This is a genomic window from Rheinheimera riviphila (assembly GCF_004005945.1).
GTDB lineage: Bacteria > Pseudomonadota > Gammaproteobacteria > Enterobacterales > Alteromonadaceae > Pararheinheimera > Pararheinheimera riviphila.
This window is the reverse complement of the sequence record NZ_SACS01000001.1, coordinates 279,801-294,565: the sequence shown is the minus strand read 5'-3', so window position 1 is coordinate 294,565 and position 14,765 is coordinate 279,801. Positions and strand designations below refer to the sequence as shown.

Genomic DNA, 14,765 nt, shown 5'->3' with positions numbered 1-14,765 from the left:
GCATCGTTCGTTGCGAAACAGAAATTTTCACTGACTTCAACGCGATATTGTTAGGTTCCTTGTGGATTACGTCTAGTTATTTTTTTTAATTGGAACTTTGAAATTGCCCGTCCGAAGGAAGTTGCGGTACTGTGCGACATTCGCTTCCGTGACGCAGCGCTGAAAACGCATCTTCAGGTTGCTTGGGTATATACCCAAAATCATTGAAGATTCGGGTAGGCGACGAGAGAGTGAGACCCCAGGAGCATAGTTGTCCTATGTGACTGGGGCGAACGAGCGAAGGCAACAACCCCGAATCTTCAAGGATGACGGGTATATGTCCATCTTCATTAGCGCAACAGCCGTTGCAGCAATCTTTTTAACGTCGCTGCTTTTAGCGGTTTGAGCATAAAGTGAAAACCGGCATTGAGCGCGTGATCGCGGGTTTGTTGTTGTTGATCGGCCGAGTGGATCACGACCGGGCATTGCACGCCAAAATGTTGCTGTAGCTGCGTAGCAACCTCGACGCCGGTAGCGCCTTGGTCCAGATGATAATCAAACAGTAGTAAATCCGGAGCCGGGCCTTGTTGCAATAACGCAATGGCCTCGCTGGGCTGACTCATCGCCAACACTTCACATTGCCAGCTGCGCAGCAATTCGGCCACAGCGTTTAACAGTTGCGGTTCGTTATCCAATAGCAAAATCCGTTTACCAGCGAAGTTCGCGCCAGGTTCCGGCAAGCGTGTGCTTTGCGGCGTGCTGGTTTGTTGGGTGGTGATTGGCAGCTCTACGGCAAAACAACTACCACGCCCCAGCGTCGATGTTAAGGTCAGCGGATGTTGCAGCAACAAGCTGATGCGTTGACTGATTGCGAGTCCAATGCCTAGCCCTTTGTGATCGGCTTGTGGACCTTGCTGAAATTCCTGGAAAATCTGCCCTTGTACTGCTTCGTCAATGCCGACGCCGGTGTCATGGACCTCTATCCGCAAAGCCGGTTTGCCTGTTGCATCCCGGCAGCGCCGCACGCCCAGCAGAATTTTACCGGAGTTGGTGTAGCGAATGGCGTTACTGACCAGATTCTGTACCACCCGCCTTAATAGCCGCTCATCGGTCAGCACATTAAGCTGACTTGGCCGGTAGTGAAATTGCAGGCCTTTGTCACCGGCCAATAACGCGGCTTCGCGGGCAATTTGATCCAGAATTTGCCGCAGCGCGACAGGCCCTGGTTGCGCCCGCACCACACCTGAATCCAACTTGGTGAGTTCCAGAATACTTGCCAGTAGTTCTTCAGCCGAATTTAAAGAGGCGGCCAGATTTTTACTTAAATCACGCACATTGTCGTCATTTGCTTGTTCGCGGATCAAACCACAAAACAGCGCGGCTGCATTAAACGGTTGTAACAAATCATGGCTGGCGGCGGCGAAAAAACGGTTTTTGCTGGTGGTTTGTTCTTCCAGTTGTTGCTTGGCTTGGGCCAGTTGCTGGTTGAGGAGTTCCAGCTCGCTGGTGCGGCTCAGTACCCGTTGCTCCAGCGTGTCATTACTTTGCTCTAGCTCTTGCTGTACTTCAATAAAGGAGCTGACATCGCTGTAGGTGGTGACAAAACCACCACCCGGCAGCGGGTTGCCTTGCATCTCAAACACCCGGCCATCGGGCTGACGGCGCTGAAATTTATAGCTGCTACCCTGGCGTAAAAAGTTCAGCCTTTTATTGATTTCCTGCGACATCGCCTGTGGATCTAACATCGGCTCCGCTGCGGCGCCTGGGGTTGCTGCCTGGGTAAACCAGCCACGTTCGGCGTTATAACGAATAAGCTCCGCCACTGGTTTACCAACTTCGACCAAACCAGGTGGGTAAGCGAACATTTCCAGATAACGCTGATTCCAGGCCAGAATGCGTAAATCAGCATCAACGACACTGATGCCCATACTGATATTGTCGATGGTGGCACGCAAGAGCGCCTGATTAAACAAAAATACCTGACTGGCTTCATCGACAAAACGCGCGACGGATTCGAGCGGTAACTGACTGTTTTTGCTGGCTGCATTGAGTAGCAGCCGCATCGAAGCCCCACCAACCACCGCTGCCAGTGAACGCTCAACCCCTTGCAATAAATTCGGTGCCGCCAGTTTATCCAGTGCCGGATCGCTGGTTTTCAGATACCGTTGCAACAACTGCCGTGCTTCGCGCTCACCGGCAAAACGGCGCACCAACAAATAACAATCCTGCACCGTCAACTGTGGCACCGGCACAATTTCAGTTTTCAGCGACCGGCGTAAAAAACGGCCACTTTCCAGCCATTCGCCAACACGGGTATTACTCAGCTGACTGACCAACAGCAACATCGCGACATTCACCGATAGACTGAGCAACACACCAAGGCTGACATTATCGAACTGGCCGCCAAACAGCGCCGTGGGTGCCAACCAGCTGACCGCAAACGGGCCTTGCGTCAGCCAGTCCCAATTGAGTAAACCGGCACGCGCTAATTCAGGCAGCAACAAAATATAAGCCCACAGCATAGCGCCACTGCTTAAACCAGCGATGGCGCCCTGTCGATTTACTTTACGGCTGGTAAGGCCCAAAATCAGTGCCGGTGATAACTGTGCGATCAGCGCAAACGCCATCAGTCCCAGCTGGGCTAAACCGGTTTCAGTGCCAATCCAGCGGTAATACAAATACCCCAGCGCCAGCACCGTCAGCATCGAGATCCGGCGTAAGGTGGCGATTTTGATCCTTGGGCTGCCGTCGACTGGTTGTTGTTGGCGATAAATCAACGGTGTCAGTAAATCGTTGGTGATCATTATGCCCAGCACTACGGTGGCGACAATCACCATACTGGTGGCGGCGGAAAACCCACCCAAGTAAGCCAATAGCGCCATATCGGTGCGGTTGGCCGATAACGGCAACTGCAGCACCACTAAATCAATATTGGCGTCTGGTCCTAATAACATCAGACCGGCCAGTGCGATTGGCAGCGTAAACACGCTCATCAGTAATAAATAAATTGGAAACACCAGCCGCGATAAATGCAGATGGCGTAAGTGCTGAATTTCGACAAAATTAACGTGAAACTGCCGTGGTAAACATAAAGTCGCCACAAACCCCAGTAGCACGTGGATCCAATACACCGATGTTGGCAAGGCTTGTTGTTGTAATTGATTCACCGCCTGATGGGTTGCCGCCTGACTGAAAATGCTGCCGATCCCGTCAAACAAACCCCAACAGACAAAAATACCGACGCTGAGTAGTGCCAGCAGTTTCACCAAAGATTCGAAGGCGATGGCGGTCATCAATCCGGGATTGGGTTGATGCGCTTTGGCGCTGCGGCCCACAAACAACATCGCAAAGACTGCCAGCCATAAACTGACGTACAGGCCGGTGTCCTGATACCAATGCAGATTGTCGCCCCTGACCACCAGCGCGTTGATGCTGGTCGACACCGCTTGCAGCTGCAAAGCAATGTAAGGAATGACGGCAGTGAGCACAATCAGCGTGGTGAGTACGGCAAGTAAGCGCGAATGGCCAAAGCGGGTGGCGATAAAGTCGGCGACGGAAGTAATGCGATAACGACGACAAGCAATCGCAATGCGGGCGATCAGGCCAAAGCCAAACCAGAACAGCAGTAAGGACCCGATATAAGTCGGTGGGATCCACCAACCATTCACCGCTGCTTGCGCCGTCACGCCATAAAAAGCCCACGACGTGCAATAAATGGCTAACGCGAAACTAAAAACCCAAGGCGCCAGCGGATGATGGCCGGTAATACGCCGACCCAGCCGACCAACGCTGTACAGCACCACCAGGTACAACAGTGACAAAGCAGCAATGGTGCCGAGGCCAATATGACCCTGCGATAAAATCATCGGCGGCGCTTGTATCATGTAAAGAAGTACCTGATTGTGCCTGAGTTTTTCAGGATTGTCAGCGGGCTGTCCAGCCGCCGTCCAGCACCAGCGTTTGCGCTGTCATATGGCGGGTTGCCGGCTGGCATAAGAACAATGCAGTGGCCGCAATTTCATCCACGCCAATAAAGGCTTTTTGTGGCATTGGCGCCAGCATAATTTGCTCAATCACCTGCTGCTCGGTGAGATTGTGCTCTTTGCACTGTGCGGCAATTTGCGATTCCACCAATGGTGTGCGGACATAAGCCGGGCAAATAGTATTAATGGTGAAGTTGATATCGCCGTTTTCCAGCGCCACGACTTTGCTAAAACCCAATAAACCATGTTTGGCCGCGACATAAGCCGATTTAAACGGTGAAGCAACCAGCGCATGAATAGAACCAATATTGATGATCCGACCAAAATTACGCTCACGCATACCGGGCAGTAACGCTTTGCTGAGCATGGCCGGACCGGTCAGCATCACTTGCAGCAGTTGTTGCCATTTTTGTTCCGGGAAATCTTCCAGTCTGGCAACATGTTGAATGCCGGCATTGTTAATCAGCACATCAACAGCGCCGACAGCGGCTGCGGTTTGTTCAATCGATTGTTGTGAATTTAAATCCAGCAGCACAGCGCTGGCTTGGTGGCCGTTTGCCGTCAGCTCTGCCACTTTACTGTGAACCAGTTCAGCATTTAAATCCGCCAGCATGACTTCGTAACCCGCCTTGGCAAATTCGGTCGCGACCGCAAAACCGATGCCACCACCGCCACCGGTAATTAACACTTTCATTTGGATTTCCTTATTACTAACTGGATCGCGACTCGGGACCTAAGCTTTCGTCGCGTTGATGTCCATCGATGCTAGTGATGGCAAGGGCGAGGTGCAACGCTACTTTAGTGCTATGTCCAAGGCTGTAATCGACCTTGTTGCTGTGGTGCGATTTTAACCAGCTGTACAAATGTCGGGCTGAACATACCTAAATTTCAGCTGAGTTAACCTATACTTTTACCGCTTATCACAAAAAAATAGCATCAGAGCGTCAAACTGGCCGACCAGCTTTGCCAAAGCCAAGTTCTATGCTAGATTGCGTTCAAATAAAAAAATATTAGTTAGGTCAACCAAGCGATTTTAGCCTGAGAAAAACTGCGTTAAGCCACATTTCACTGCCACAGTTGCAGTGAGCTGGTTAAGTTTCCAAGATGCTGCATTGCGACGTTAACCTTGTCCACGAATAACAGTTGGGGATCTGCTGATGCAATCAACCGCTTTAATTACCAATGATGCCGTGGTGCTGGGCTTACTCGCCCTGACGCTCGGTTTTGTGTTTCATACCAGTCAAAGCAGCCATCCAGGTTGGCAGAAGTTTTATAAATATGTGCCTTCGGTGCTGCTGTGTTATTTCATCCCGTCGTTGTTTAATACCTTTGGCATTATTGATGGTGACAGCTCGCAGCTGTACAAAATGGCGTCAGCCTATTTGTTACCAGTGTGTTTGATTCTCTTTACTTTAAGTATTGATTTTAAAGCCATTATGGGTCTTGGTCCTAAGGCGCTGGCGCTGTTTTTAACCGGCACCATTGGCGTTATTTTTGGTGGCCCGTTGGCGCTGGCGACAGTCGGCAGTATTTTCCCGGAACAAATGGGTGGCGAAGGCGCCGATGCAGCATGGCGTGGTATGGCCACGATTGCCGGTAGCTGGATCGGTGGTAGCGCCAACCAGGCGGCGATGAAAGAAGTGTTCCAGCCGAGCGGTGAGATTTTCTCGGTGATGATCACCGTTGATGTGGTTGTTGCGAACTGCTGGATGGCGATTTTGCTGTGGATGGCGGCCAACGCCAATCGTATCGATAAAGCCAATGGCGCCGACACCACCGCGATTGAAGCATTAAAAATTAAAATCGAAAAATATCAGGCAGAAAATTCACGTAATCCAACCACCGCCGATTTGATTAAACTGCTGGCAGTTGGTTTTGGTCTGTCAGGTCTGGCGCATTGGATGACTGATTATATTGTGCCTTATATCAAAACAAATGCCCCGGAACTGGCAATGTATAGCCTGACCAGCAACTTCTTCTGGATTGTGGTGTTAGCGACGACTTTTGGCTTGTTGCTGTCCTTCACTAAAGTGCGCGAATTGGAATCGGTCGGCGCGTCAAAAGTAGGCTCAGTGCTGGTGTATGTGCTGGTCGCGACCATTGGTATGCATATGGATATTACCGCAGTGATGGATTATCCGGTGATGTTCCTGGCGGGCTTTGTCTGGATCAGCTTCCACGGCTTATTGATGTTTGGCATGTTACGTTTACTCAAAGCGCCGGCGTTTTATATGGCGGTTGGTAGTCAGTCGAATATCGGTGGTGCTGCTTCAGCGCCAATCGTAGCGGCAGCCTTCCACCCGGCTTTAGCCCCGGTTGGCGTGTTGCTGGCGGTGCTTGGTTATGCCTTGGGCACTTATGGTGGGTACTTGTCCGCTCTGATGATGCAGATGGTTGCGCCGTAACGCGCGTTAACTCTGCACATTAAAAAAGCCCCGCCTGGCTCATTCAGCGGGGCTTTTTTGTCGGTGCAGCATTATTTTTGGCTCGCGCTGTCAGGCTGGCAACGATTGAAGAGAACGTTCGCAGGTTGGTTGCATGTCGTTTAGTTGCGAGTCGCCGGACAAACGGCTGTCGATTCCCGTACCAACAATTCCGGAATAAATACCGGCTGTTGTTCGGTGTTGGCCAGATGTACCCCAGGCCTGGCATGGCGGAACAGCAATTCGGCTGCCTGCAACGCAATAGTGCTGTTGGGCTGATGCGCCGTGGTCAGTGGCGGCCAGGTCTGGCGCGAGAACGGGCTGTTCTCGAAACCAACAATCGACAACTGCTGCGGAATTTCCACATTCGACAACCGCGCGCTGAATAAGGCGCCAGCGGCGATTTCATCGTTACAGGCAAAAATGGCGGTCGGCTTGTGCCCTAACGCCAGCAAGGTCTTCGCGCCTTTAACACCCGATTCAAACGAATAACTACCCGGCACAATATATTTCGGATTCGCCTGAATACCGCGTTTAGTCAGCGCTGCTTTGAAGCCAGCCAACCGTTCACCACTGGAACTGTGCTCTTCATCACCGCATAAAAAGGCGATGTCGGTGTGACCCAATTCCAGTAAATGATTGGTAATTTTAAAGGCCGCGGTGAAGTCGTCGACCAGCACGCAGTTGGTTAATTTTGGCGATGGGGTCGAGCCAGAGATGATCCGCACAAAGTCCACGCCAATACTGTCGAGGGCTTCGGCGATTTCCGGCATTTCGGAAAACGGTGGCGTCAGCACAATGCCGGCTAAACGCGCATGCTGCACTAAATCAATCACTTCCTGCACAATGCCAACTGACTTGGCGTTGGTTGGGTGGATCAGTAATTCGTAGCCGTGTTTGCGACAGGCTTCCAATAAACCCTTTTGCATATCAATCACATAATAGGCGTTTGGGTTGTCATAAATGTAACCGATGCTATAAGAGCGGGTACTCGCCAAATTCCGGGCTGCTGCATTCGGTTGATAGTTCAGCTGGCTGATGGCCGCCGTCACTTTATCGAGCGTTGCCTGCTTTACCGAAGGCTCATTGTTCATCACCCTGGACACGGTCTTGATCGAAACTCCGGCCAATTTGGCAACGTCATTAATGGTTATTTTCATCCGTTTTACCCTAAACAAAATGTGACGTGGCAGCGGAGCTTAAATGGCTGATTCAGGCTATTATTTTTTCTGTTATGGCCTTAGCTCCTGGGACAAATGACAGCGATGGTCAATTTGTAAGGAAATTTAAACTTAGGGATACATCTTTTTTGTCCGGACGGCAATTATTTATTTATCAAAAATTAAGCAGTAAGCGCATACATGATTTTGTAATGAATATTATTTTCAATTAAATCAATAATTTGTAATTTATGTCGCACCATGAAATCTCAAACCTAAATTAGAAAATTCATAAATACCGAGGGATGACTCAGATCACAGACCTGAAAATTCGGCTAAAATTTCAACGAAAGGGGTTTGCAAATCAAAATCTTTTTGTGTATGTTGAATTTCAATGACAACGCTGTCATTGCAGGACAACAAAAAACACATCGCACACGATAAGAAACAGGAATGGGAGAAGCTCATGTCGCACACTAAAATGAATAAATGTGCATTGGCAGTTAAGCTCGGTTTAGTAGCAGGGGTTGCAGCATTAACAATGCCAGCCTTTGCTCAGCAAGCTGCCGCAGCGAATGATGGTGCCAAAGAACAAAACGTTGAAGTTATCGAAGTCCGTGGTATCCGCCGCTCACTGAGCGATTCACTCAACACCAAACGTTTCGCTGACGCTGTGGTTGACGCGGTTTCTGCAGAAGACATCGGTCAATTACCGGATTCTGACGTCGGTCAGGCGCTGGGCCGTATTGCCGGTGTTACGGTCGGCCGTACTTTTGGTCAGGGCAGCTCGGTCACGATCCGTGGTACTGATCCATTGATGACTTTGACCACCTTAAACGGTCAGAACGTTGCATCAACTGGTTGGTACGACCAAATGAACATCGACCGTTCATTTAACTATTCATTACTGCCACCAGAACTGATCGGTGGCATGGAAGTGTACAAGTCAACTCAGGCAAACCTGGTTGAAGGCGGTATCGGTGGTACTGTTATCGTTAAAACCCGTAAGCCGCTGGACATGTTTGCAAACACTGCATTTGTGTCGGTGAAAGGCGAGTACGGCAGCGTCAACGAAAATGTGGCGCCTGAACTTTCTGGCTTATACAGCTGGAAAAATGCTGATGAAACCTTCGGTGTATTAGTTTCTGCTGCTTATGTTGACCGCGAATATTTACGTCGTGGTACTGAAGCCGATCTGGACTGGGGCAATCGTTCATCGATCCAGCCGTCAAGCTTCCTGCAGGAACAAACCCGCGAAGCACTGGATGCTACGTTCCAGTTCCGCCCGAACGATAAAATTGAGCTTGGCGCACACTTGATGACGATGACACTGGGTGCTGATAGCCTCGGTGCCAACATGTACATCAATACCGACACCGATTGGGGTGACGGTCCATCGAACTGTACTAAATTCAACGCCGCTGGTGTCTGTGTGGTGAGCAATACGCCAGACAGCCGTGCATCAAAAGTGTTCTTCCAGAACTGGGCACGTTTAGGCGAAATGACCTCAGACTCGTTCGAGTTTAATGCCAAATATTCCGGCGACGGTTTTACCTTAACAGGTCTGGCCGGTAGCACCAAAGCGGAAGGCGGCACCGAAATGACTGCTAACTTTGGTTACGGTTGGTGGGGTGACAAGTTTGGCCAGGTGAAATGGGCGGGTCAGGTTGATGCGACTGGTAATCAGATTGCTATCAACGGCCGTGATATGAGCTTCAGTCAGGCGCAACTGGATACCACGGTTGGCACCTCTACCTGGACTGGTACCCGCGGCCCGAACTCAGATGAAGAACAATATCTGCAGTTAGATGCCGATTACGATCTGGACCTTGGCGTGCTGAACAAATTCGAAACTGGCGTGCGTTTTACCAGCCACGAATTCGAGCGTTCTGAATACCGTGCCATTTACGACCCAAGTAAGAAAAATGAATTTAAAACCAGTGACCTGTACAACGGCACTATGGATTTAGGTTATGCCGGTTATACCATCCCGAAAGGTGATGTGAATGCGATGATCAACGCGACCAATTCGCTGGTCAGCAAGTTCGGTTACAGCCGTCCTGGTTATGGCAAAATCGCCGAAGATAACACGTCACTTTACGGCATGTTCTCATTTGCCGGTGAAGGTTTCCGCGGTAACTTTGGTCTGCGTTACATCAGCACTGAAGTCAAATCTTCAGGCCATGTCATCGATGGTGTTTCATCCGATGGTCTGGGCGTGAACACCGGCTGGAGCGCAAATATCGAGCAAGTAAATGGTGATTACAGCGACGTATTACCAAGCTTCAACGTGACTTTCGATTTAGCTGCTGATGTGATGTTGCGTTTGTCTGCAGGTCAGGCCATTACCCGTCCGACCTATGACACCTTGTTCACGGCTAGTATCTCTGGTTATCCGGATGACCGTCGTGGCAACGAGCAAATTACCTTTGGTAACCCAGGCCTGGATCCAATGAAATCTTCACAGGCTGACTTAAGCCTTGAATATTACTACGGCCCGAGCAACATGGTATCTGCGACCTATTTTGTTAAAGATATCAGCAACTTCATCGTTGCGAATACCAAGTTCAACCAGAAAATCGGTGCGGTGAACAACGACCTGCTGGTGCCTGCTGATAACTGGACCGTCAACACTTATGTGAACGCTGGTGGCGGTACTATTGATGGTATCGAGTTACAGCTGAACCATGCATTTGGTAACGGTTTTGGTATTGCAAGCAACTACACTTTTGCCGAAGCTGATGCACCGGCTGAAGTTTACACCGACCGTCTGTCGGTATTTACTGAATCTTCCAAACACAGTGCTAACCTCGTTGGCTTCTGGGAAGACCATGAATACTCAGCGCGTCTGGCGTATAACTGGCGTTCAGAGTACATGGTGCGTGAATACGGTAAATATTACGGTAACCGCATGCACGACGATTTCGGCACGCTGGACCTGACTTTGGGCTGGAACGTGACCGACTACGCCAAAGTGCGTCTGGAAATTGTCAACATGACGGCTGAAGACGATGTGCAGTACGGTGCTGCTGCTGTTGGTACTGAAGTGAAACCTGCGTTGCAGGACGGTTTTCCAACCTGGTCATTCAAAGGCGAAACCACCTACAAACTGGGTGTAAACTACAGCTTCTAAGCTAAGTTTCCTTGAAAAAAAACCAGCTTCGGCTGGTTTTTTTATCTGAACAAAATGTGAAATACTGCGTTTGTCGCTCAATACCAGAGGTTGGTGAAGTTGTCGTATTAATGACTGCGCGCCAGTTGTACCCGACAGGTTGAGCCGGGCATTTGGCAAACGCAGCTTTGATCCTGGCAAATGTTTTTATAGTTGGTACTTGCAGATGAAAATTAAAAAAATTGCCATTGTCGGCGCCGGCACTGCGGGCTGGTTAGCGGCCAATCATTTAGGCCATGAACTACGCGCCGATCCGGAGGTGCAAATCACCGTGATTGAATCGGCCGATGTGCCAACAATTGGTGTGGGTGAAGGCACCGTGCCTTATGTCATGAAAGGCCTGGAACGGTTTGGCATTTCTGAAGCTGAATTATTGCTGCAATGTGACACAACTTTTAAGCAAGGCATTAAGTTTGTCGATTGGCTGGACAAGGAAACTCACGGCGACAATCACTATTACCATCCTTTTGACAGCCCCTATCCGGCGGGTTTTGATATTTCGCCGTATTGGCTGACGCAGCAAGACAAATTGCCGTTTGACGATATCGGCATTCAGGCGCGGATTGCTGAACTTGGGCTGGCGCCAAAACAACGCAGTTCAGCCGAATATCAGGGGCCGCTGGCCTACGCTTATCATTTTAATGCGCTGAAATTTGCTGCCTTGTTGGCAAAAAACGCCAAACAACGTTTTCGGGTTGTGCATCAGATTGCCACCGTGACCGGCGCAGAAACTGACGAACAAGGGTTGATCCGTTGCCTGAATACCAGCAACGGCGACCAGCTGCATTTTGATTTTTATGTTGATTGCAGTGGGTTTGCCTCCATCCTGATTGATAAAACTTTAAAAGTTCCTTTTATCAGTAAGGCCGATGAACTGCTGACCGATCGGGCGCTGGTGCAACAAATTCCACTGACTGATGGCCAGTCACTGCCACCTTACACCACAGCGACCGCGCATGCCGCAGGCTGGATCTGGGATATTCCGCTCACCAGCCGCCGCGGCACCGGTTTTGTGTATTCCAGTAAACATATGTCTGACGATGAAGCACGGCGTGAATTTGCTAGTTATTTGGGGCTGGATCCGGCCACTTTTGCCCCACGGCAAATTCCGATGCCGATTGGTTATCGCGAACAATTCTGGCTCGGCAACTGTGTTGCTTTAGGCTTGGCGCAGGGGTTCGTCGAGCCATTGGAAGCGACGTCTATTCTGGTGACTGATTTTGCCGCTGAGTTATTGGCACGGCATTTCCCTCGTCATCTCGCCGATGTCACAGTTTGCCAGCCTTATTACAATCAAGTGCTGCGTTATGTCTGGGACGGCGTGGTCGACTTTATCAAATTGCATTATTTTCTGTCGGATCGTCAGGACTCAGCGTTCTGGCAAGACAACCGCGATGAATCAAAGCTCTCGGCGCAATTAAAAAACCGGCTGGCGATGTTTAAATTGCGTCCGCCACAACAAAGTGATTTTTTCAGCCGTTTTGATTTATTCAACGAGAAAAACTTTTTGTATGTGCTTTATGGCATGAAGTTCCAGACCCAACTACAACCGTTAACGCCTTATGAAATCAGGCGCAGCGAGGAATTATTGCAGAGTAATCAGCAGTTGGTGGCCGGCGCCAGTCGTGAATTTATGCCACACCGGGCCTGGCTGGATGCATTAAAACAAGCGGCACAGCAAAGAGCGGGATAAACATCTTAAAAACGGCGTGACAGCGGTAGTTTAGTTGCTTGGAAAACATTCGTTTGCAAGTGATTTGTGAACGAATCATCGATAGAACAAAGGGGGGCGAAGCAGGGGGCCCCCTTTTTTATTGAAATCCGATGTTAGTAATCCGGATTGCCACAAGTTCTTGGATTTCCCGGTACCCAAACCATTCTGGTTTCGATGCGGCAGTTGTAACGTTCAGTTCGGCTGACCTGGCGATATTTAATTTCTTCGCCGCTCAGAGCATAGACCGCATGCGGAGTGTGGCCCGGAACCCCCAGCGTTTTGTCGTTGTAACATTGTGCATTGACCGCCATGCTGATGCTGTACGTTGTTGGAAACATACTGGGGCTGGTGGTGTAAGTCCGGTTGTAGTTACATTGTTTGTAAGCTTCATTGTCATAGACGACCCGCTCATCACAAACTTCGATCTCCCGCTCGACCCAATAACCACAATTTTGAATAACATGGCTTTGCTGGAATTCTTCGACGCTCATACTGGTTGTTTTATCTGCGGCTATCGCGCCGGTACTGAATAATAAAGTAGCGATAGCAATGCTTTTTAACATCATACAATCTCCTGTTTTATAAATGCGCGGTTTTGCGCAGGCAATGGTTTTGGCCGAGGGCAAGCGTAGAGCAAAACTGGAGGCGGTTAATGATATACATTTGATAAATTCTTTATATTTATCAAATGTATAGATTATGTTTTTACAGTTGTTCTTTATTAGGTGTCGTTCGACGACGCTGATGTCCGCATGCGGGTCAATGTTGCTGAAAAAAAATACAAAAAACATGATGACAACGTTGTCATTTATCGTTACTATTCTGTTGTCGGATGGGCTGAAGTGCTGGAGTCAGTTCATTTTCTATCTCCCTACAGCGATTGTTATTGGTAGTTGGTAACAATCTCTGCCAGCTGACACGGATGTTGTGTTTTATTTGCCAATCCTTATCCAAGGGTCTTTACAGGATACATTTATTGTGTCCTGTTTTTTTATTTCTCATTTTTATATTATCTATCTAAATTCAATAATTGTGTTTGAGTCACTATCTATATTCTTTGAGTTGATAATTTTTTATTTAATATTTTTATTATAAATTGATGATCTTATTTTTATGGCTGCGGATATGTGCTGGATTTTTTTTCCGATCCTGCGCAATTCCCGATAATATAGAATTGTGAAATCTATTTAGCAGTAACAGCAGCAACTACAAAGATCAGCAATAAATAGCAAAAAAAGAGCAACAAGATGCCAAAGTCGACAATCCGTTGGGGAATAATTGGGTGTGGTAATGTCACTGAAGTCAAAAGTGGCCCGGCTTATCAGCAAGCAGCAGGTTTTTCGCTGCACGCGGTGATGCGCCGTGATGCGGTTAAAGCTGCAGATTATGCCCGGCGTCATCAGGTACCATTGTGGTTCAGCGATGCTGATGAATTGATCCAACATCCTGAAATTGATGCGGTTTATATCGCGACACCACCGGACAGCCATTTGTTTTATGCGCTAAAAGTAGCTGCTGCCGGTAAAATCTGTTGTGTTGAAAAGCCGATGGCGCTTGATGAAACCGAATGTGCGCAAATGGTGGCTGCTTTTGAACAAGCAGGGCAGCCGCTATTTGTCGCTTATTACCGGCGCTCGTTGCCGAGGTTTGTGCAGGTTCAACAATGGTTGCAACAAGGACTGATTGGTGCTGTGCGGCATGTTCATTGGGCTTTTAGCCGACAGCCAAATATCGCCGATCAAAACGGACAAACGAATTGGCGTACCGATCCGGCGCAGGCTGGAGGTGGCTATTTTGTGGATCTGGCAAGCCATGGCCTTGATTTATTCATGTATTTACTCGGTGATATCACGCAGGTGCAAGGCATAGCGCTGAATCAGCAAGGTTTATATGCCGCTGAAGATGCGGTGACTGCTTGTTGGCTGTTTGCAAGGCAGGCAGATGGCAGTCAGACCAGCGGCAGTGGTTTCTGGAATTTTGCTGCGGATAGCCGACGTGATGACGTCGAAATTATTGGTAGTCTAGGTAGCATTCGGTTTTCGGTGTTTGATGAGCAGCCGCTGGTGTTAAAAACTGCGACCAATACCACCTCGTTGCAGATTGATCATCCGCCACACATTCAACAATTTCATGTGGAAAATATCGCGCGGCAGCTGGCAGGGCAGAGACAACATCCGTCGACCGGCCATACCGCCCAACGGGCAACAGCAGTGATGTCGCAAATTCTTGGTCATACCGGGCTTTAGCAGCATCGGGTGACAAAAAACTTCCCGAACTTTCACTGTCCAATCCGGCAATAACCGGATTGGACAGTGCGCTACAGTCAGTTAAGTT

Annotated in this window: 8 protein-coding genes; 4 read left to right on the top strand and 4 right to left on the bottom strand. The window is 49.2% G+C overall.

Going from position 1 to position 14,765, the window contains the following annotated elements; genetic code table 11:
• Nucleotides 1-329 precede the first annotated feature (329 nt).
• Nucleotides 330-3,863 carry a PAS domain-containing hybrid sensor histidine kinase/response regulator gene (locus EOE67_RS01225; RefSeq protein ID WP_240652664.1) on the bottom strand — a complete coding sequence of 1,178 codons (3,534 nt, stop codon included), beginning with the start codon at nt 3,861-3,863 and terminating at the stop codon, nt 330-332.
• 40 nt (nt 3,864-3,903) lie between these two features.
• A complete protein-coding gene (locus tag EOE67_RS01220; protein WP_127697234.1) occupies nt 3,904-4,656 on the bottom strand; it encodes a 3-hydroxybutyrate dehydrogenase in 753 nt (250 codons plus the stop codon).
• A gap of 463 nt (nt 4,657-5,119) precedes the next feature.
• Between EOE67_RS01220 and EOE67_RS01215 the strand changes: the two genes are divergently transcribed.
• A complete protein-coding gene (locus EOE67_RS01215) occupies nt 5,120-6,367 on the top strand; it encodes a DUF819 family protein (RefSeq protein WP_127697233.1) in 1,248 nt (415 codons plus the stop codon).
• Nucleotides 6,368-6,507: 140 nt separating this feature from the next.
• Here the strand turns inward: EOE67_RS01215 and EOE67_RS01210 are convergent, their stop codons facing one another.
• Nucleotides 6,508-7,545 (bottom strand): LacI family DNA-binding transcriptional regulator, encoded by a 1,038-nt coding sequence (locus EOE67_RS01210; protein WP_127697232.1) that lies wholly within the window; start codon nt 7,543-7,545, stop codon nt 6,508-6,510.
• 466 nt (nt 7,546-8,011) lie between these two features.
• Here EOE67_RS01210 and EOE67_RS01205 point away from each other — a divergent pair, with 466 nt between their 5' ends.
• Both EOE67_RS01205 and EOE67_RS01200 read left to right on the top strand, forming a co-directional pair.
• Entirely contained in the window at nt 8,012-10,678 is a 2,667-nt protein-coding gene (locus tag EOE67_RS01205) for a TonB-dependent receptor (RefSeq protein WP_127697231.1), read from the top strand.
• A gap of 205 nt (nt 10,679-10,883) precedes the next feature.
• Nucleotides 10,884-12,410 carry a tryptophan halogenase family protein gene (locus EOE67_RS01200; protein ID WP_127697230.1) on the top strand — a complete coding sequence of 509 codons (1,527 nt, stop codon included), beginning with the start codon at nt 10,884-10,886 and terminating at the stop codon, nt 12,408-12,410.
• Between the two features lie 134 nt (nt 12,411-12,544).
• Here EOE67_RS01200 and EOE67_RS01195 read toward each other — a convergent pair whose 3' ends face one another.
• Nucleotides 12,545-12,997: a hypothetical protein gene (locus EOE67_RS01195; protein ID WP_127697229.1), complete on the bottom strand. Its 453-nt coding sequence runs from the start codon at nt 12,995-12,997 to the stop codon at nt 12,545-12,547.
• Between the two features lie 681 nt (nt 12,998-13,678).
• Between EOE67_RS01195 and EOE67_RS01190 the strand changes: the two genes are divergently transcribed.
• Nucleotides 13,679-14,677: a Gfo/Idh/MocA family protein gene (locus EOE67_RS01190; RefSeq protein WP_127697228.1), complete on the top strand. Its 999-nt coding sequence runs from the start codon at nt 13,679-13,681 to the stop codon at nt 14,675-14,677.
• Nucleotides 14,678-14,765: the final 88 nt, after the last annotated feature.